The sequence below is a fragment of the Massilia sp. ST3 genome, assembly GCF_018119405.1.
GTDB lineage: Bacteria > Pseudomonadota > Gammaproteobacteria > Burkholderiales > Burkholderiaceae_D > Telluria.
Window position 1 is genome coordinate 30,668 of the sequence record NZ_JAGPWC010000034.1, and the last position, 18,777, is coordinate 49,444.

Consider the following 18,777-nt stretch of genomic DNA (forward strand, 5'->3'; position numbering starts at 1 on the left):
TGTCATTGTCCAACACAGCTCAGCCTCCTTCCGTTCGCGGCCTGGCGCATGAATTCGGCCTTCTCGACGATCTTCACCCTCGCCCACATGGCGGCGTGGCCCACCCCGCAGTATTCGTGGCAGGGCATGACGTGCTCGCCGGTCTGTTCGAACTTCGTGCGGAAATTGGAAATATAGCCGGGCAGGAGCATCACGTTGACGTTGCTCTTGCCGATCGAGAAGCCGTGCACCACGTCGGCCGCCGTGCCGCGGATGTGGATCGGCGTGTCCTTCGGCACCAGCAGGCAGGAGGGCGTGAAGGAATACTGGTTGGCCAGCACGCGCACCATGACCGTGCCGTCGGGCTCGACGCTGGAGCCCAGGTTGCTCTCGATGAATTCGCCCGAGATGTGCAGGGTGCCTGGATCGATGGTCTCGGTGCGCACCGGCGGCATGGCGGCCCAGTGCAGGCTCATGTAGGCCATCATTCCGACCAGGAACAGGACAATGGCGCCGACCAGGATGGCCCAGCGCGACTCGGCGCCATGGGCGACCGCCGCTCCGCGCGAGGCGTCGTGGGCCATCTCAGTCCCCTCCCCGCGCCAGGTAAACCAGGACATAGAAGGCCACCCACATCGCCATCACGATGGCGACCGCCAGGCCGGCCACGGCAAAAGCGCCGCGCGGCCCCTGTGCAACCACGGCGTCGACGCGCTGCTGGTCGAAGCTGGCGTCGTTTTCCCTCGGTTCCAGGATCATGGACTCTCCTCGATGGACTCATTCAACCGTTGCGGAGCGCAGCTCGTTGACCTCGCGCTCGTTCACCGGCGCCCCGCGGTTGCCCCAGGCGGTGCGGATATAAGTAACGACGGCAGCGATCTCCCCATCCGATAGCGAATGGAAGAATGGCGGCATCCCGTAGGGCATGGGGTTGCGCCGGGTGCCCGGCGGGTAGCCTCCGTTGAGCACCATCCGGATCGGATTGACGGCCGAGGTCATCGTAATCGACTGGTTGGCCGCCAGCGGCGGATAGTGGGGCAGCTTGCCGCGGCCCTGGGCACCGTGGCAGCTGGCGCACTGGGCGTCGTAGACGCGCTTGCCCTGCGTGAACTGCTGGGTGACATTGGCGCGCGCCGGGGCGTTCGCCGGGTCGCTCTGCATCGGCTGGTCGGCCGGCAGGCTCTTGAGGTAGACCGCCATCGCGCGCACGTCTTCCGTCGTCATGAACTGCAGGCTGTTGAAGGTCACCTCGGCCATCGGGCCGTAGACGGTGCCGCGGTTCGACACGCCTTTCTGCAGCAGGTCGATGATGTCCTGGATCTCCCAGGTGCCCAAGCCTGCCTCCTTGTTCGAGGTGAGCGAGGGCGCATACCAGTTCTGCATCGGGATCAGGCCGCCCTGGAAGGCGCGTTCCTGCGAGGAGCCGCCCAGCGCATTGATCGGGGTATGGCACATCGAGCAGTGGCCCAGCCCCTGCACCAGGTAGGCGCCGCGGTTCCACTCGGCCGACTTGGTCTTGTCGGGCACGTATTCGCCTTCCTGGAAGTACAGCGTGCGCCAGCCGATCAGCAGCGCCCGGTTGTTGTAGGGAAAGCGCAGGTCGTGCTGGCGCGAGGCCTGGCGCACCGGCGGCACCGAGCGCAAGTAGGCAAAGATGGCGTCGCTGTCGGCGCGCGTGACCTTGGTATAGCTGGCGAAGGGCATGGCCGGATACAGCAGGTCGCCGTTGCGCGAGCGGCCGGTGCGCATCATCTTGAAGAAATCGTCGGCGCTCCACTTGCCGATCCCGGTCTGCGGATCGGGTGTGATGTTGGGGGCGTAGAGCGTGCCGAAAGGCGTTGGCATCGGCCGGTTGCCCGCGAAGATCTTGCCGCCGGGGACAGTGTGGCAGGCGATGCAGTCCCCCGCTTGGGCTAGGTACTTGCCGCGTTCGACCAGCGCCTGCTGTGCGCTGCTTGCCGGCCGGGCGGCCGGCCGCGCCGTTTGCTGCGCGGGCGCAGGCGCTTGCATGACCATCAGCAGGAGCGCGGGCGCCAGCCACCGGGCCATCCTTGCAGAGAATCGGATCGGATTCATTTTGGCGCTCCTCCCTGGCTCGCGTGCTGGCTCCCACAGCGCAGCGGCAGCGCGGCGGGAGCCGTTTTCGCCGGACGGGCATTGGTGACCGGCCGCGAGGCAAGGTAGGCCGCCACGGCAGCCACTTCCGGTTCGCTGAGCGTGGACGAGATCACCTGCATGCAATCGGGGGCGAGCGCCGTGCGCACCCCGTAGCGCCAGGCGCCGAGCTGGGCGCTGACATAGTCGGCGCGCAGTCCGAGCAGACCGGGAATGCCCGGTTCGCGGCCGGCCAGGTCGGCGCCGTGGCAGGCGACGCAGGCCGGCAGGCGCTTGCCCGGCACGCCCTGGGTCACGATGCGCTCGCCGTCGCGCAGCAGTTGCGGCGAGGCGTTGACGGGAGGCTGGGCCAGCGGCGGCGGATTCTGCGCGGCGAAGTGTTCCGCCATCTTGTACAGGTAGCTGTCGGGCAAGTAGGCCAGCAGGTAGTTCATGGGCACGTACTTGCGGCGGCCGTCGCGGAAGGCGACGAGCTGGTTGTACAGGTAGCCCGTGGGCTTGCCGGCGAGGCGGGGAAAATAGACGTTGTCGACGCCCCGCCCGGCCGCGCCATGGCAGCCGATGCAGGCCGCCACCCGCGCCTCCATGGTGTCGGGGATACGTTCGCCGGCCGGGCCACCCTGGGTCTGCGCCATGGCGGGCACGGCCATTGCCAAACCTACAGCTAGCATCAAACGCCAATTCATGCGAAGACTCCAAACAGTTTCTACATGTGGGCAATGTTGTTTTAAGGGTAGCATTGGCACGGCAGGCCTGACGCACGGTTCGTTTATGCGAGACCCGCATGGGATTTCCTGGTCCGTAGTCGACACGACTGACCCGTTCAAGTCGCGGCGGCCCTATCCGCGTCTGTGCAGCTTAGCCGGGCCGGCATCGGTCCACCATGCTGCTTCACCGCCGTTTCAGAAGATGCTTCTCGATCGTCGGCCCGAGCAGACGCTCCACGTCGATCAGGTAAATGTCTGCCTGGCCTCGGGAGATGCGGCCGGTCAGATAGGGAAACCGGCACGCCAGCGCATCGGCAGGGGGTGCGATTTCCGCGCATTCGACGTCGAGCCTGCCCTCGATCCGGTCCACGACGAGGGCAAACTTCCTGCGATAGACCGTGGCGATCAGGGCAGGCGCCCCCGCCATGGGGCATTGCCGAGACTCGGGCCCGCGGTAGTCGGCCAGCGGAATCAGGTTTCCTTCATGCAACATGACGTGACCGGGTTCGTGGCGAGTGACGGCGTGCATGGCTGAAATCCGGATCACGCCGCCGATATGGACGGATTCTGCCGCCAGGTCGGCGCCCAGGGCCGCAAACCTGAGGCAGCGGACCGGCGCATACACGCGCGAGGCTCGCGGATCGGTCACAGCGCGTGCCCCTGCACCACGGTCCCGGACGGCGGCCTGCGCAGCGACAGATACAGTCCGGCCGCGCCGCCGAGGTCCCGGATCAGCAACAGCAGTGCCAGGGCCTGGAACAATCCGGCCGGCCGCGCCAGCACCGCGGGCGCAAACGGCGCCGCGGCCAGCAGTCCAAGCGCCACCACGTGCCAGCGCCACTGCCTCAGCGCGCGTCCTCCATCGAGGATGTTTTTCAGCGCCGGCACCCGTTCGCGCGGCAGCGACGGGTCGGATTGCAGGTGATACCAGACCAGGAAAGGCACGATCTTGTACAGCATGCCGTTCACGGCCGACATCCCGAAGCCGGCGATCACGAGGATGCCGCTCAGGAGAGGACGCTGGTCGGCGCCCAGAGGCAGGAAATGGACCAACGCCGCCAGCGCCAGGCTGCCCATCGCCAGGACCCAGTAATACGTGCCCACGTCCGCCGCCCGCTTGCGCTTGCGGAAGAACAGGAGCGTGGCGCCGGCATAGCGCAGCAGCAGCAAGGCCACGCCGGCCTCCGCCGCCAGGCGCAGCGGCCCCACGCCCGCCAGCGCGGCGGCGCTCCACCCTGCCACCAGCGCCACCAGCGCGGCGGGCAGCCAGGATTCGAGCGAACGCGGATAGGCCGGGGTGCCCTGGAACATCGGAATGACCTGGAAGGACACCGTTGCCGTCAGCGCGACCACCCATCCGACCAGGCCCCAGGAGGCATGAATGTCGGTCAGCAGCGGGGCGTCGAGCGGCCCCATGCCGCTCAGGTACAGGGCCAGGGAAGCGCCCAGGCCGATGGTGACGGCCAGCCCCGCCGAGGCCAGGCGGACGCCACGCACCAGCGGCCTGGCGGCCGGGACGATCTTGTGCGAGATCGCCGTGCCGACGGCGGCCAGGATCACGAAGCCGGCCAGGCCGAGTACCCCGGCTGCCGCCTGGTAGGCCGCGGGCCCCAGGCCGAGGCCCAGCGCGCCGGCCAGCAGCACCGTGCCCAGCGCCAGCGCGCTCCAGGACAAGGCGGCCACCGGGCGCGCCAGCGGGATGCCGACGCCGGCGACCACCGGCAGCAGCTGGAACAGCGCGCCGACGATGGTCATGGTCAGGAAGCCCAGGGTCAGCAGATGCGTCATCGCCAGGGTAACGGGGCTCCAGCGCGAAGCGAGCGCGGTTTCGCCCTGCCAGGCCAGCAGCAGGGCCGCGGCCAGGGCGAAGCACGGCGCCGCCAGCAGGAAGGGAAGCGGCACCTGGATCGGCGGCATCGCCGTATAGGTCAGGGATCGTTGCATGGGATTTTCTGGATCAGGAGGTCGAACCGGTGGTCGGCCCGGATGCTCGTCCGGTAGCCGTAGCCATGGCGGTCGAGGATCTTGTACAGCGGGTGCGGCTCGCGGTCGATCAGCACCAGGAGGCGCTGCTGCGGCGCCATGGCCGCCAGCGCTTCCAGGATCTGCTCCATCGGCTCGGGCGGCAGCAGGCCGGAGACGTCGAGCGGGATCGTAGCGGTCGGATGGGTGTTCATGATGATTCCTCAGATCGGGGCCTGGCGGCGTCCTGGCAGGGAGACAGCAGGTCGGCCAGGGTCACGCGGTCGAGTTCGTGCAGGTAGGCGGCGGTGGCGCGCGCCAGCGAAGCGCGCAGGCGGCAGTCGGCGTCGAAAGGACATTCCCTCGCCTCGCCGGCGAAGCATTTGACCATATGAAAATTCGGCTCCGTGCGCCGGACCACCTCCCCCATACGCAATAGCCGCGGGTCCCTCGCCAGCCGCATGCCGCCGCTGCGGCCGCGCAGCGTGTCGATCAGGCCGCAGGCGCCGAGCTCGTTGACTACCTTGGCCAGGTGGTTGCGCGAGATGCCGTAGCGGCGCGCGATCTCGTCGACCGTCACGATGCGGTCGCGGTGCTGGCCCAGATACAGCAGCAGGCGCAAGGCATGGTCGGTGAATTCCGTCAGGCGCACGGCCGGCTCCTCAGGCGCGCACCACGAAGTCGATCACCACGTCGCCCGGCGAGCGGCGGTGGTAGACGACGTTCAGGCGTTCGCCGAAGTGTTCGCCCAGCTCCGCCAGCAACGGCAGCGGATCGTGGTCGTTACAGAAGCGCATGGTTTCGCCCGGGAGCAGCGCGCGCAGGGCGCCGAAGATCGCGGCGTGGCGGAAGCGGCGTGCGACACCGCGCGCGTCGAACACCCAGGTACGGTTGGAAACGTTCGGTTCAGAGCAATTGTGCGACATGGGAACTCCTTTGGTTGGACAGGAAACCGGCCGCGCCGCGGCCGGGGAATACAACACTCAGGCACGCAGCGGGACCGCCTCCGCCACCGGCCTGCGGCCGCCGCGCATCAGGCGCAGCACGAACAGCGCCAGGAACACGGTGCCCACGGCGAACACCACGTCGCCCGGGACCCGCAGCCACACCATGTTCTCCATGAAGGGCGAGTGGATTACCTGCGCCGAGCGGGCGTACCACATGCCCTTGCTGATGCTGGCGACCGCCTGGTAGATGCCGGCCGGGACCAGCGACAGGAACACCATCATGGCCAGGCCGATGTTCAGCAGCCAGAACATGGGCCGCAGCAGCGCGTCCGACCAGGCGGCGCGCGCGCTCAGCCCGCGCAGGCAGAACAGCATCAGGCCGATGCCCAGCATCCCGTAGACGCCGAACAGGGCGGCATGGCCGTGGGCGGCCGTCATGTTCAGGCCCTGCATGTAGTACAGCGCAATCGGCGTATTGATGGCGAAGCCGAGCAGGCCGGCGCCGACGGTGTTCCAGAAGCCGACCGCGATGAAGCACAGGATCGCCCACTTGTAGTTGCGGACCCAGGCGGCGGCCCGGGTGCGCTGGTAGTTGCGCCAGGCCTCGAGGCCGATCAGCGAGAGCGGCACCACTTCCAGCGCCGAAAACATCGAACCGATCGCGATCACCGAGGTCGGGGTGCCGGTAAAGTACAGGTGATGCAGGGTGCCGAGGATGCCGCCGAACAGGAACACGATGGTTTCGAGCACGATGGCGCTGTTGGCCGAGGCCGCGCGGATCAGGCCCAGGCGGGTGAACAGCAGCGCGATCACGGCGGTGGCGAAGACCTCGAAGAAGCCCTCGACCCACAGGTGCACCAGCCACCAGCGCCAGTACTCGACCATCGAGTAATGGGTGCCGCGGCCCCAGGTCAGCGAGGTGGCGTAGAAGCCGCCGATGCACAGGGCCGCCAGGAAGACCATGGCGATCAGCCCGCGGCTCTCGGACGGCTTGCGCAGGGCCGGCCACAGGCCGCGCCCGAGCAGGAAGGCCCAGAACAGCAGGCCGACGAACAGCAGCACCTGCCACACCCGGCCCATGCTGGTGAATTCCAGGCCCTGGTTGCCGATCCAGAAGGAAAATTCACTGCCGGCGCCGCGCAGCGTGCCGAGCCAGCCGGTGGCGGTGGAGCCGACCACGATGAACAGCAGCGCGTAGAACAGCACGTCGACGCCCAGCTTCTGGTACTTCGGCTCATGGCCGGAGATGGCCGGCGCGATGTACAGGCCGGTGGCCAGCCAGGCGGTGGCGATCCACAGCACCGCGAACTGGGTGTGGATAGTGCGGCTTACGGTAAAGGGAAGCACGTCGCCCAGCGGAATGCCGAAGAAGCTGTTGCCCTCCACCGCATAGTGGGCCGTGACCACGCCCATGCCCACCTGGGCCAGGATCAGGCCGACCACCACGAAGAAGTACTTGCGCGTGGCACGCATCGAGGGCGTGGCCTTCAGGTCGATCAGGGGATCGCTCTTCGGCGCCGGCGGATCTTCCTCGTCCTTGTGCATGCCGTGGAAGAAGACCATTGCGGCAATGGCGCCGATCATCAGGATCACGCTGGCGATCGACCAGATGCCGGCGCCGGCGGTCGGGGTATTCCCGGCCAGCGGCTCGTGCGGCCAGTTGCTGGTGTAGCTCAGGCCCGTTTCGCCCGGGCGGTCGGCGGCCGCAGCCCAGGCCGACCAGAAGAAGAAGCCGGTGAGCGCGGCGCGGTCCTGTTCCGAAGCCAGCGAGTTGGGGCGCATCGCGTACTGCTCGCGCAATCCGTCCAGGCCGGCGTCGTCGCCGAACAGGCCGGCGTAGTGGCGCGCCACTTCGCGCACGGCCTCGGCGCGCACGGCGGACAGGGCAAGCGTGCCGGTGGCCGCGTCATAGGTATTGCGGCGCAGTTCGGCGCGCACCAGCGCGTCGACATGGCCCCGGCGCGCCGCGTCCAGGCCGGCGTATCCGGCGCCGAAATCGCGCCGCGCCAGCGCCTCCTGCAGCGCCTCGGCTTCGCGGTGCAGCCAGTCGGCCGACCAGTCCGGGGCGACATAGCTGCCGTGGCCCCAGACGGTGCCGAGCTGCTGGCCGCCGGCTGCCAGCCAGGCCTGCTGGCCCTGCTGGATCTGGCCGGCCGCATACAGGATGCCTCCCTGCGGATCGGTGACGGTGACCGGTATCGGCGGCGCCTGCAAGTAGATTTCCCTGCCGACCCAGCCGAGTACGGAGAAGGAAATCACGCAGATGACGGCGAGCCATGTCCATAGTTTTCTTGTGGCTTGCATGACTATTCCTTGTGAGTGATGAACGAAAGCGGTGTGCTACAGGCGCTCATCCTAGGGTTCCGCCCAAAATGATGCAAACAGATTGCATGTATTAGATATGCCAGATCAAGAAATCGCGACCTGCTCGCGCCGGCGCCGCTTTTTGCGCCTCGATCCCGTTGTGCCCGGGCCGGGCCGGGCATAAGCTGGCATGCGCATCCACATTGTTCAGCGAGCGACCCGCCATGATTCCCTCCCCTGTTTCCCCGACTTCCCCTGCTTCCTTCGATTGCCCTGCGCCGGATCTGCTGGCCCGCATGAGCCGCCCCGGCCCGCGCTACACCTCCTACCCGACCGCCGACCGCTTCGGCGCGGGCTTCGGCGCCGCCGATTACCGCGCGGCCGTGGCGGCGCGCCGCGCCGCGGACCCGAGGCGCCCGCTGTCGCTCTACGTGCACATCCCGTTCTGCCAGTCGCTGTGCTACTACTGCGCCTGTAACAAGATCATTACCAGCGAACGCGACAAGGCCGCCGTCTATCTCGGCTACCTGTTGCGCGAGATCGACATGCAGGCCGCCCTGTTCGACGGCATGAACCGGGTCGCACAGCTGCATTTCGGCGGCGGCACCCCGACCTACCTGTCCGGCGAGCAGATGGGCGTCCTCACCAGGCACCTGCGCCGGGCCTTCGAGTTCGCCGGCGACGCCGAAGGCGAATACGGGATCGAGATCGATCCGCGCACGGTCGACGCCGCGCGCATCCACGAGCTGCGTGCCCAGGGCTTCAACCGCCTCAGCCTGGGGGTGCAGGACTTCGATCCGGACGTGCAGCGCGCCGTCAACCGCATCCAGCCGGCGGCGCTGACCCTGGACGCGATCGCGGCCGCGCGCGCGGCGGGCTACCGCTCCATCAGCATCGACCTGATCTACGGCCTGCCCAAGCAGAACCTGGAATCGATGCGGCGCACGCTGGACCAGGTGGTGCAGGCCGGTCCCGACCGCATCTCGGTCTACCACTACGCCCACCTGCCCGAGCTGTTCAAGTCCCAGCGCCTGATCCGCGAGGAAGACATGCCCTCGGCCCAGACCCGGCTCGAACTGCTGGCGCTGTGCATCGCACACCTGACCAGCAACGGCTACGTCTACATCGGCATGGACCATTTCGCCCGGCCGGACGACGAACTGGCCCTGGCCCAGCGCCAGGGCCGGCTGCAGCGCAACTTCCAGGGCTATTCCACCCATGCCGGCGCCGACATGCTGTCCTGCGGCGTCTCGGCCATCAGTGCCGTCGGCGCGGCCTACAGCCAGAACGAAAAGTCGCTGGGGCGCTATTACGCCCGTATCGACCAGGGCGAGCTGCCGGTTGCGCGCGGTCTGAACCTCGGCACGGACGATCTGCTGCGGCGCGACCTGATCCAGCGCTTGATGTGCGACTTCAGCCTCGACGTCGAGGCCTTCGAGCGGCGCCACGGCGTCGAGTTCGGCGCCTGCTTCGCGCGCGAAGCGGCGCAGCTCGCGACCCTCGAGGCCGATGGCCTGCTGGCGCGCACGCCCGGCCGCCTTGACGTCACTCCCAGTGGGCGCTTCCTGGTCCGGAATATCTGCATGGTGTTCGACCGTTACCTGGGCAGCGCGGGCGCCCAGCCGCTGCTGCGCATGCCTTACTCGCGCACCGCCTGAACGGCGCCGCTCAGCCCTCGCGGCCATCGACGCGCGCCCGCAGCAGGCAAGGACCGTAGGTGATGCAGTACAGTGCGAAGGCCAGGCTCCAGCAGATGCTCGCCGCAACCAGGCCAGCCTGGTACAGGCTGCCCGCACCCAGGGCCGCGACCAGGCGCGCCAGCACGCCCGCCTGCAGCAGCAGGTACATGGCGGTCTCGGCCCGACCGGCTTTCAGCATTCGCCCGGTATGCCCGAGCGCAGTGCGGGTGATCATGCCGATGATCAGGCCGCCCATCGCCCCCACCGTGAGCAGGTGTACGGCGGCGCTATGCGGCGCCAGGCCCACGCAGGCCAGGGCCAGCATCAGGAAACCGAGCGGGATCCAGGCATAGGAAACATGCAGGATCCACAGCAGCGGCGTACCCAGGGTCGCCAGCGGTTTCCAGCCCGCCATGCGCAGCCCCTGGACCACCGCGGTCGCCGCGGCCAGCACGGCCAGCGGCAAGGACAGCGGCAGCAGCGCCCAGGCCAGGCCGGTCGCCACGGTGAGCGCGAGGCTGAGCTTCTCCAGCCGGGGCGAGGTGACCGTGCGCACGCCGCGCAGCGCATTGGCGGTGAAGCTGGGGATGACCCGGCCGCCGAGCACGGATTCGATCACGATCACCGCCACGATGGCGGCGTACAGCGGCTGCACGGGCGAGACTGGCAGCCACCCCAGCACGGCGGCATGGAAGACGGCGTTGGCGGCTGCCAGCACGGCCAGCAGCGCCACCATCACCAGGTTGCGGGTATTGCCGGCGCGCCGGATCACCCGGTACAGCGGCCTGGCGGCCAGCGGCAGGAAGATCACGTCGAGCGCGGCCGCCGCCGCAGGCGGCAGGAACGCCATGCCCGCGCGGCCGGCCAGCCACAGTGCCGCCAGCGCCGCGAGGTGGCCGCCGCGCGGCGTCCACAGGCCGGTCCAGTTGCGCCCGGCCGTGAACAGGAAGCCGACCACGATGGCGATCACGAAGCCGAACAGCATTTCGTGCATGTGCCAGGCCAGGGTCAGCTGCGGCGCGCCGGACCAGCCCAGCCAGGACGCGGTCCAGGCGGGCACCGCGACGCCGGCGAAGGCGGCCCCGAGCAGGTAGAAGGGACGGAAGCCGAGCGCGAACAAGGGCTGCCCTTGCAGGCCCCCAGGGCGTGCCGGGGCGGCGGGATCGTCGATGCGTAGCAGTGTCATGACAGGTTCCTGTGGTGGAAGGCGCCGCTCAGCCTTCATAGGCGCGCAGGCGCTCGAGGTCGAGGATGGTGATGCTGCGGCCGGCGATGCCGACCAGGCCGCGGCCGGCCATGTCGTGCAGCACCCGTGAAAAGTATTCGGGCGTGATGTTCAGGCGCGAGGCAACCATCTTCTTGCTTGCCGAAAGCATCACCTCGCCGCCCTGGCGCGGATCGTCCTTGAGCAGGTAGCCCACCACGCGCTGGCTGCCCGAGCGCAGGGTATAGGACTCGACGTCGGAGATCAGGCCGTGCAGGCGCCGGCTCATCCCGGCCAGCATGCGGCGTGCGAAGCCCGGGTCGCGCTCGATCCCGGACAGGATCGCCTCCTTCCCGATGTGCAGCAGCATGCAGTCGGCCAGGGCCTCGGCCTGGACGATGTAGTCGCGCTCCATGAACATCAGCGCCTCGCCGAAGCTCTGCCCGGGGCCGATCAGCTCGACCACCTTCTCGTCGCCCTGGGAGGAAACGAAGCACAGCTTGACGCTGCCGTAGATCACGGTATGGAAGCCGTTGCAGGGGTCGCCCCGCTTGAAGATCACCCGGCCGCGCGGCAGGTGCAGCTCGGTGGTCGCCGCGGCCACCATGTCCATGTCCCCGGGCGCGAGGTCCGCGAACAGCGGCAGGCGCTTGAGAAACTGGCGGGAATCGATGCGGGTTCTGAGCATGGCAGGGGTCGGCTGGTCGAAGGGCGGGAGCGGCGCCGCAAGACGCCTTCCCGATGTCGTCATTACAAGCCAAATCTCATGAAAATCAAATACTTCCGAGAGAGGTTCGGCATAGTTCTTAATGACTAGGGCCGTTTAGTCCGTCATGCCGACTCTCCGCGGCGGCGCGAATCCCTACAATGAAAACCTGACGACCAAAGGAGGCCCGCATGCTGCGCGACCGTTTCGGACGATCCATCGACTACCTGCGCCTGTCGGTGACGGATCGTTGCGATCTCCGATGCACCTACTGCATCCCCACCGGCTTTCGCGACTTCGAGGAGCCGGAACACTGGCTCAGCTTCGACGAGATGGAGCGCCTGGTGGCCGCTTTCGCACGCCTCGGGACGCGGCGCGTGCGCCTGACCGGCGGCGAACCGCTGCTGCGCCGCGACGTCGCCACCCTGGCCGGCCGCCTGGCCACCCTGCCCGGCATCGAGGACTTGTCGATGTCGACCAACGCCACCCGCCTGGAGCGGCATGCCGCAGCCCTGCGCCAGGCCGGCGTGCGCCGCATCAACGTCAGCCTCGACAGCCTCGACCGCGCCTGCATGGAAAAAATCACCGGCCGCGACAGCCTGGCGCGCATCATGGACGGCCTGATGGCCGGCAAGGCCGCCGGCTTCGAGCCGATCAAGATCAACATGGTGGCGATGCGCGGGGTGAACGATGGCGAGATCGAGTCCATGGCCGAATTCTGCATCGAGCACGGCTTCATGCTGCGCCTGATCGAGGTGATGCCGATGGGCGCCACCGGCCGCAATGCGGCCTACCTCGACCTGCAGGGAGTGCAGGCCCGGCTGCGCGCGCGCTTCGGCCTGGTGCCGCAGGCGGCCGAACTGGGCGGCGGTCCGGCGCGCTACCTGGCCACCCCCGACGGCAGGTCCAGCATCGGCTTCATCACGCCCCTGTCCCAGCACTTCTGCGCCACCTGCAACCGGGTGCGCCTGTCGGTCGACGGCACGCTCTACCTATGCCTGGGCCAGGAAGAGAAGTTCGAATTCCGCCCCCTGCTGCGCGGCGGCGCCTCGGACGCCGAGCTGGAGGCGGCGATCCGCCAGGCCATCGAACTCAAGCCGCACAAGCACGAGTTCAACGCCGCTCCCCAGAAGATCATCCGTTTCATGGCCCAGACCGGAGGCTGACGTGCAGGACATCGAAAAATTCATCCGCGGCTTCGCCCGTTTCCAGCAGCAGTACCTGAGCGAGCCGACCGCCCTCGACATCCTGCGCCAGGGCCAGCATCCAAGCACGCTGGTGATCGGCTGCTGCGACTCGCGTGTCGATCCGGCCCTGCTCACCGGCTGCGATCCGGGCGACATGTTCGTGGTCCGTAACATCGCCAACCTGGTGCCGCCCTGCACGCCGGACGCGCCGCCGGGGGTCAGTTCGGCCATCGAGTTCGCCGTCTGCGGGCTGGAGGTGGCGCGCATCATTGTGCTCGGCCACGCCCGCTGCGGCGGCATCCGCGCGCTGATGTCGGCGCAGAGCGTGACCACCGAGACCGATTTCGTCGCGCGCTGGATGCGCATCGCAGAACCGGTGCGGCGCGACGTGCTGCGCGAACTGCAGCACAAGCACCAGGACGCCCAGTGCCGCGCGGCGGAACTGGCCAGCATCCTGCATTCTCTCGACAACCTGATGAGCTACCCCTGGATCGCGCGCCGCGTCGCAGAGGGCAAACTGGCGCTGCACGGCTGGTATTTCGACCTCGCCGCCGGCACCTTGCTGGCCTACTCGCCGCGCAAGCAGGAATTCCTCAGCATCCTCGAGCCCATCGTCCCGCCCGCGGCGCGCGCCGCCTGAAGCCTCTCTTCCGACTCGTCCACCGATGGTTTCCGCCCTCCTGAACCGCCAGCGCCTGTCGACCAAGATCGTCGGCGCCCTGATCGGCTTCCTTCTCCTGGCCCTGGTCGCCATCGGCGCCACCCTCTGGCTGTCCTGGCAACTCGAAGGCGCCGCAGCGGCGATCAACGAGACCGGCAGCCTGCGCCGCCACAGCTACCGGCTGGCGCTGCTGCTGGAACGGGCCGATGGCCGGCCTGCTTCCGGCCACGCCGCCGAGGCCAGGGGCCAGATCGCCCGGATCGACGCCACTCTCGCCCTGGTCGAACGGGGCGATCCACAGCGCCCGCTCGGCCTGCCGCCCGCGCCCGCGATCCGCGGCGCCTTCCTCGAACTCGGGCGGCGCTGGAGCGGCGCGACCCGTCCGCTCGCGCTCGCGGCGCTCGAGGGCGACAGCGATGCCCGGCACGCGGCGGTCGCGCGCTTCGGCGGGCACGTCGAGGACTTCGTGGCAGAGATCGACCGCCTGGTCGGGCTGATCGAACGCGACAACGAATTGCGCACCTTCTGGCTGCGCGCCTCGCAGCTGATGCTGGTGGCGATGGCGATCGGCGGCACCGTGGCCCTGGTCTACCTGATGTTCAGCCTGATCGTCGATCCCGTCATGCGCCTGCGCGAAGGCATGCGCAGCATGGCCGAGTCGGATTTCGGGGTACGGCTGGAGGTCGAGAGCCGCGACGAGTTCGGACAATTGGCCGAGGGTTTCAACGAAATGGCGGACCGCCTGCAGCAGCTGTACGGCAGCCTGGAAGACAAGGTGCGCCTCAAGACCGCCAACCTGGAGGACAAGAACCGCGAGCTCGCCCTGCTGTACGACTGCGCCGCCTACCTCCAGCAGCGCCACGAACTCGACACCATGTGTGACGGCTTCCTGCGCCGCATCGCCGCCTACTTCGGCGCCGGGGGCGGGAGCGTACGCCTGATCGACGCCGGCAAGGGCAATGTCCACCTGGTCGTGCACGAGGGCCTGTCGGCGGGAATGGCAGAGTCCGAACGCTGCATGAAGATCGGCGACTGCCTGTGCGGCGAGGCGGCGGCCAGGAAAGTCTCCGTGGTGCACCGGCTCGACCAGATGCCCGGCGGCGAGGCCCTGCAATGCGCACGCGAAGGTTTCGCCACCGTGTCGGTGTCGCAGATCGTCGCGCAGGACCAGCATCTCGGCCTGCTCAGCCTGCATTTCCGCGAGGGGCGCGTGCTGGCGCCGCGAGAACAGGCCCTGCTCGAGACCGTGGCCAAGCTGCTCGGCGTGGCGATCCAGAACATGCGCCTGGCGGCGCGCGAGCGCGAGATGGCCATTTCCGAGGAGCGCAACCTGGTCGCGCGCGGCCTGCACGACAGCATCGCCCAGGGCCTGAACTTCCTCAATCTGCAGGTCCAGATGCTGGACGAATCGCTGCGCGCCGGGAAGACCGGCGAGGCCGCGGCCATCGTTCCCGCCCTGCGCGCCGGGGTCGCGGAAAGCTATGCCGACGTGCGCGAACTGCTGCTCAATTTCCGCAGCAGGCTGGAGGAAGACGATCTCAACGCCGCGCTGCGCAAGACCGCGAACAAGTTCGGCGACCAGACCGGGATCGCTACCACCTTCGCCGTGAACGGGGCCGGCGGGCCGCCGATCCCGCGCGAAACCCAGCTCCAGATCCTGTTTATCGCGCAGGAGGCGCTGTCGAACATCCGCAAGCACGCGCGCGCCGGACGCGTCGAGATCAGGGTCGAGGACGGGGAAGACTATTTGCTCTCGATCGGCGATAATGGCGTCGGTTTCGAGGCCGATGGCGGGGAAGACCGCGACGATGCCCATGTCGGCCTGCACATCATGCGCGAACGCGCGGGGCGCATCGGCGCCTCCCTGGAGCTGCAGTCGCGGCCCGGCGCCGGCACCACGGTGCGGCTGCGGCTGGGACAGGCCCAGCGCCGCGCGGCGTGAACCATGCAATCCGGAGGACATGAATGAGTAGTGACCGCGATACCATCAGCGTGCTGCTGATCGACGACCATACCCTGTTCCGCAGTGGCGTGCGCTCGCTGCTGCAGCGTAACGAGCGCTTCGCCGTGGTCGGCGAGGCCGCCGATGGCGTCGAAGGCGTCAAGCGCGCGCTGCAGCTGCGGCCGGACGTCATCCTGCTGGACCTGAACATGCCCGGCATGTCCGGGGTCGAGACCCTGCAGCTGCTGCTGCAGGACCGCCCGGACGCCGCGGTCCTGATGCTGACCGTCTCGGAGGAGGCGGAAGACCTGGCCGCCGCGCTCCAGGCCGGCGCGCGCGGCTACCTGATCAAGAACATCGACGCCGACTACCTGATCCGCGCCGTGGAGCGCGCCGCCGCCGGCGAATCGGTGCTGGCCGAGTCCATGGCCGGCAAGCTGTTCGCCCACGTCCAGCGCGGTGGCGCGAAAGCGCCGGCGCCGGTATCGGAACTGGACAAGCTGACCCCGCGCGAACGCGAGATCCTGGCCTGCCTGGCGCGCGGCGAGAGCAACAAGCTGATCGCCCGCGTGCTCGACCTGGCCGAGAGCACGGTCAAGATCCACGTTCAGAACATCCTCAAGAAGCTCGGCCTGACCAGCCGCGTGCAGGCCGCCGTGTTCGCGGTCGAGAACGGCCTGGGCGCGGCTCAGGACAAGTAGGCCCGCAGCGCGTCGCGCGCGTCCTCGAATTCCCCGGCCAGGGCCGCAAGCTCCGCGCGCGCGCCCTCGAAGTTGTCGGCTTTTCCCAGCAACTCCAGGTTCAGGCACGGCACGCGCATGCGCCGCGCCCCGACGCAATCGATGCTGGACAGCAGGTAGTGGGCGGTGGCCGCCAGCAGCGGTCCGTCCGCCGCATCGATCGCCTGGCCGGCCCGCGCCAGCAGAGGCGGCACGCCTTCGAGGAAGGCGCCGACGACCTCCTCCAGCACCCCATCCTCCTGCCCGGCGGCGCCGCGCAGCTCCTGCAGGCGGGCCGGGTCGACCGCCTCCGGCGCGCGGCGGCGCGCGGCCACGGCGCCGATGCCTTCCGCCAGCGCCCGGCGCAGTTCCTCCAGCACCACCGGCTTCGGCAGGTAGGCGTCCATGCCCGCTTCCAGGCAGCGTTCGCGGTCACCGGGCAGCGCATTGGCGGTCATCGCGATGATCCAGGGCGCGCTGCCGCCGCGGAAGCGCCGGCGCAGGCGGCGCGTCGCTTCCATGCCGTCCATCTCTGGCATCTGCATGTCCATCAGGATCACGCCATAGTCCTGGCGCTCCATGGCCTCGAGCGCTTCGACCCCGTTGGCCACGATGTCGGCGCGGTGACCGAGGTGGCGCAGCAGCTGCTTGACGACCTTCTGGTTGACCGTATTGTCCTCGGCCACCAGGATGTCGATGCCGGCCGCCGGCGCCGGCAGCTCCGCCGCGGCGGCCGGGCGTGCCCCGCCCATGGCCTGCAGCAGCGCCTCGAACAGGGCCGCTGGCTTGACCGGCTTGTTGAGGGTGGCGGCGAACAGGCCGTCCACGCCGCCGGCGCGGGCGCGCTGCCCAAGGCTGGTCAGGAGCAGGAGCGGCAAGGGCGGCAGGCCCGCACCCTGCCCTTCGGCGCGGCGGATCTCCGCGGCCAGCTGCTCGCCGTTCGTCTCCGGCATGTGCATGTCGAGGATGGCGGCGTCGAAGGCCTGGCCGTGCCTGACCAAGTCGAGCGCTTCGGCCGCCGACGCCGCCGCCACCGCCTCCATGTTCCACAGCAGGGCTTGGCGCACCAGGATGCGGCGGTTGGTGGCATTGTCGTCGACGATCAGCAGGCGCCGCCCCGCCAGTTGCCCCGACCGCTCCCGCAGCAGGTCACGGGCCAGCCCGGCGCCGACCGCCTCCGCTTCGAAGGCCAGGGTGAAGCGCGAACCGGCGCCCAGACGGCTCTCGACCGAGAGGGCGCCGCCCATGATCGCGGCCAGGCGCCGGCTGATCGCCAGCCCCAGGCCGGTGCCCCCATACTCGCGCGTGGTGGACGGATCGACCTGGGTGAAGGATTCGAAGATGTCCTCCAGGCGGTGCGCGGGGATGCCGATGCCGCTGTCGCGCACCGTGATGCGCAGCGCGTGGCGCTGGCCGTCCAGCGGCGTGGCCGCGACCTCGACCACCACCTCGCCCTGGCGGGTGAATTTCACCGCATTCGACAGCAGGTTGACCAGCACCTGGCGCAGGCGCGCGGCGTCGGCCAGGATCGTGGCGGGCGCCTCCGGCTCGATGACGCAGGCCAGTTCGATGTCCTTGCCCCCCACGGCAGGCGCCAGCAGGTCGAGCGCATCCTCCACGCAGCGGCGCAGGTCGACCGGATGGCGTTCGATGTCGAGCCGACCCGCTTCCATCTTGGAGTAGTCGAGCAGGTCGTTGATGATCGCCAGAAGGGCTTCGCCGCTGTGGCGGATGGTCTCGGTATAGTCGCGCTGCTCGTCGTCCAGTCCGGTGTTGAGCAGCAGGCTGGTCATGCCGATCACCGCGTTCAGCGGGGTCCTGATCTCGTGGCTCATATTGGCCAGGAACATGCTCTTGGCCTGCATCGCGGCTTCGGCCTTTTCCTTGGCGGCTTCCAGTGCGCGCTCGTAGGCCTGGCGCTCGGAGATGTCCTGCAGGATCGCTGTCATGAGCCAGCCCCTGGCCGTATGCGAGCGCGAGATCGAGGCCTCGGCCGGGAACTCGCTGCCGTCCTTGCGCACCGCGTAGATCGCGCCGCGCTCGCCCATGTTGCGGGCCTGCTGCTCGCCGCTTCGGAATCCCGCCATGTGGCGGCCGTGGCCGGCGCGGAAGCGCGGCGGGATCAGGACTGCGAGTTCCTGCCCGATCACTTCCGCCGCGCGCCAGCCGAAGATGCGCTCGGCGCCCTGGTTGAAGAACACGATGCGCTGCGCCTCGTCGGTGCAGACGATGGCGTTGTCGGCGATTTCCAGGATCCCGGCGAGCTGCTCCGGGCTGAGTGTGTTCTTCATAACAAGATTACTGACGGAAACAAGCGTGATGCTACACCTCCTGCCGGGGCCGGTGAAGGCCCGGCGCGACTTCCCATCGTTATTTCGGCATATTGCGCAACACCTGGGCGGCTGCCGAAAATGGCAGTGGCGGCGCGGCGGTCGCGCCGCTTTTTTTCGCGAGCGACCACCACCATGCTGAGCGTGCACGAAGCACTCGACCACCTTCTTTCCAGGGCCACTCCGGTGGCCGGAACCGACACCGTCGGCATCCTGGCCGCATGCGGCCGTGTGCTGGCCGCCGCCCAATATGCGGCGCTCGACCTGCCGCCGGCGGACAACGCCGCGATGGATGGCTACGCCGTGCGCAGCGCAGACTGCCGGCCGGGCGCCGT

18 protein-coding genes and 1 pseudogene are annotated in these 18,777 nt (G+C 68.7%); 6 read left to right on the forward strand and 13 right to left on the reverse strand.

All coding sequences use genetic code 11. The annotated features are described in order from the left end of the window. Nucleotides 1-2 precede the first annotated feature (2 nt). From KBW98_RS13455 to KBW98_RS13500, 10 genes are all read right to left on the reverse strand, one after another. Nucleotides 3-563, reverse strand: coding sequence for a cytochrome C oxidase subunit II (locus KBW98_RS13455; RefSeq protein ID WP_211520656.1), 561 nt, complete (start codon nt 561-563; stop codon nt 3-5). Between the two features lies 1 nt (nt 564). Continuing rightward, nucleotides 565-738 carry a hypothetical protein gene (locus KBW98_RS13460; RefSeq protein WP_211520657.1) on the reverse strand — a complete coding sequence of 58 codons (174 nt, stop codon included), beginning with the start codon at nt 736-738 and terminating at the stop codon, nt 565-567. Between the two features lie 18 nt (nt 739-756). Then, the gene (locus tag KBW98_RS13465) at nt 757-1,995 is read right to left on the reverse strand and encodes a cytochrome c (RefSeq protein WP_373888945.1); all 1,239 of its coding nucleotides are present in this window, start codon (nt 1,993-1,995) and stop codon (nt 757-759) included. A gap of 56 nt (nt 1,996-2,051) precedes the next feature. Beyond that, nucleotides 2,052-2,744, reverse strand: coding sequence for a c-type cytochrome (locus KBW98_RS13470; RefSeq protein ID WP_229429174.1), 693 nt, complete (start codon nt 2,742-2,744; stop codon nt 2,052-2,054). A gap of 241 nt (nt 2,745-2,985) precedes the next feature. Then, nucleotides 2,986-3,450 carry a chemotaxis protein CheW gene (locus KBW98_RS13475; RefSeq protein WP_211520660.1) on the reverse strand — a complete coding sequence of 155 codons (465 nt, stop codon included), beginning with the start codon at nt 3,448-3,450 and terminating at the stop codon, nt 2,986-2,988. Further along, nucleotides 3,447-4,745 (reverse strand): permease, encoded by a 1,299-nt coding sequence (locus KBW98_RS13480; protein ID WP_211520661.1) that lies wholly within the window; start codon nt 4,743-4,745, stop codon nt 3,447-3,449. The genes KBW98_RS13475 and KBW98_RS13480 overlap by 4 nt, the downstream gene beginning before the upstream one ends. After that, nucleotides 4,730-4,978 carry a DUF2249 domain-containing protein gene (locus KBW98_RS13485; protein ID WP_211520662.1) on the reverse strand — a complete coding sequence of 83 codons (249 nt, stop codon included), beginning with the start codon at nt 4,976-4,978 and terminating at the stop codon, nt 4,730-4,732. The genes KBW98_RS13480 and KBW98_RS13485 overlap by 16 nt, the downstream gene beginning before the upstream one ends. Beyond that, nucleotides 4,975-5,415 carry an Rrf2 family transcriptional regulator gene (locus KBW98_RS13490; protein ID WP_211520663.1) on the reverse strand — a complete coding sequence of 147 codons (441 nt, stop codon included), beginning with the start codon at nt 5,413-5,415 and terminating at the stop codon, nt 4,975-4,977. Before KBW98_RS13490 ends, KBW98_RS13485 begins: the two co-directional genes overlap by 4 nt. A 10-nt stretch (nt 5,416-5,425) precedes the next feature. Beyond that, entirely contained in the window at nt 5,426-5,689 is a 264-nt protein-coding gene (locus KBW98_RS13495; protein ID WP_211520664.1) for a DUF2249 domain-containing protein, read from the reverse strand. 57 nt (nt 5,690-5,746) lie between these two features. Next, nucleotides 5,747-8,014 carry a nitric-oxide reductase large subunit gene (locus tag KBW98_RS13500; protein ID WP_211520665.1) on the reverse strand — a complete coding sequence of 756 codons (2,268 nt, stop codon included), beginning with the start codon at nt 8,012-8,014 and terminating at the stop codon, nt 5,747-5,749. 224 nt (nt 8,015-8,238) lie between these two features. Here KBW98_RS13500 and hemN point away from each other — a divergent pair, with 224 nt between their 5' ends. Beyond that, nucleotides 8,239-9,672, forward strand: coding sequence for an oxygen-independent coproporphyrinogen III oxidase (gene hemN, locus KBW98_RS13505; RefSeq protein WP_211520666.1), 1,434 nt, complete (start codon nt 8,239-8,241; stop codon nt 9,670-9,672). 10 nt (nt 9,673-9,682) lie between these two features. Here hemN and KBW98_RS13510 read toward each other — a convergent pair whose 3' ends face one another. Then, nucleotides 9,683-10,879: an NnrS family protein gene (locus KBW98_RS13510; protein ID WP_211520667.1), complete on the reverse strand. Its 1,197-nt coding sequence runs from the start codon at nt 10,877-10,879 to the stop codon at nt 9,683-9,685. Between the two features lie 28 nt (nt 10,880-10,907). Beyond that, nucleotides 10,908-11,585: a Crp/Fnr family transcriptional regulator gene (locus KBW98_RS13515; RefSeq protein WP_211520668.1), complete on the reverse strand. Its 678-nt coding sequence runs from the start codon at nt 11,583-11,585 to the stop codon at nt 10,908-10,910. Nucleotides 11,586-11,794: 209 nt separating this feature from the next. On the opposite strand from KBW98_RS13515, the gene moaA reads away from it, so the two are divergent. From moaA to KBW98_RS13535, 4 genes are read left to right on the forward strand one after another with little or no spacing between them, the layout of a single operon-like run. Beyond that, on the forward strand, nt 11,795-12,769 hold the full coding sequence (gene moaA / locus KBW98_RS13520; RefSeq protein WP_211520669.1) for a GTP 3',8-cyclase MoaA: 975 nt from the start codon (nt 11,795-11,797) through the stop codon (nt 12,767-12,769). Between the two features lies 1 nt (nt 12,770). Continuing rightward, nucleotides 12,771-13,430 carry a carbonic anhydrase gene (locus KBW98_RS13525; protein WP_211520670.1) on the forward strand — a complete coding sequence of 220 codons (660 nt, stop codon included), beginning with the start codon at nt 12,771-12,773 and terminating at the stop codon, nt 13,428-13,430. Between the two features lie 25 nt (nt 13,431-13,455). Then, on the forward strand, nt 13,456-15,393 hold the full coding sequence (locus KBW98_RS13530; RefSeq protein WP_211520671.1) for a type IV pili methyl-accepting chemotaxis transducer N-terminal domain-containing protein: 1,938 nt from the start codon (nt 13,456-13,458) through the stop codon (nt 15,391-15,393). A 23-nt stretch (nt 15,394-15,416) separates the two neighbouring features. After that, a complete protein-coding gene (locus KBW98_RS13535; protein WP_211520672.1) occupies nt 15,417-16,094 on the forward strand; it encodes a response regulator transcription factor in 678 nt (225 codons plus the stop codon). On the opposite strand, the gene KBW98_RS13540 is transcribed toward KBW98_RS13535, so the two are convergent. Next, nucleotides 16,082-18,403 carry a response regulator gene (locus KBW98_RS13540; RefSeq protein ID WP_211520673.1) on the reverse strand — a complete coding sequence of 774 codons (2,322 nt, stop codon included), beginning with the start codon at nt 18,401-18,403 and terminating at the stop codon, nt 16,082-16,084. The genes KBW98_RS13535 and KBW98_RS13540 overlap by 13 nt on opposite strands. Before the next feature lie 183 nt (nt 18,404-18,586). On the opposite strand from KBW98_RS13540, the pseudogene KBW98_RS13545 reads away from it, so the two are divergent. Then, a pseudogene (locus tag KBW98_RS13545) lies at nt 18,587-18,777 on the forward strand (molybdopterin molybdenumtransferase MoeA); the annotation flags it as partial.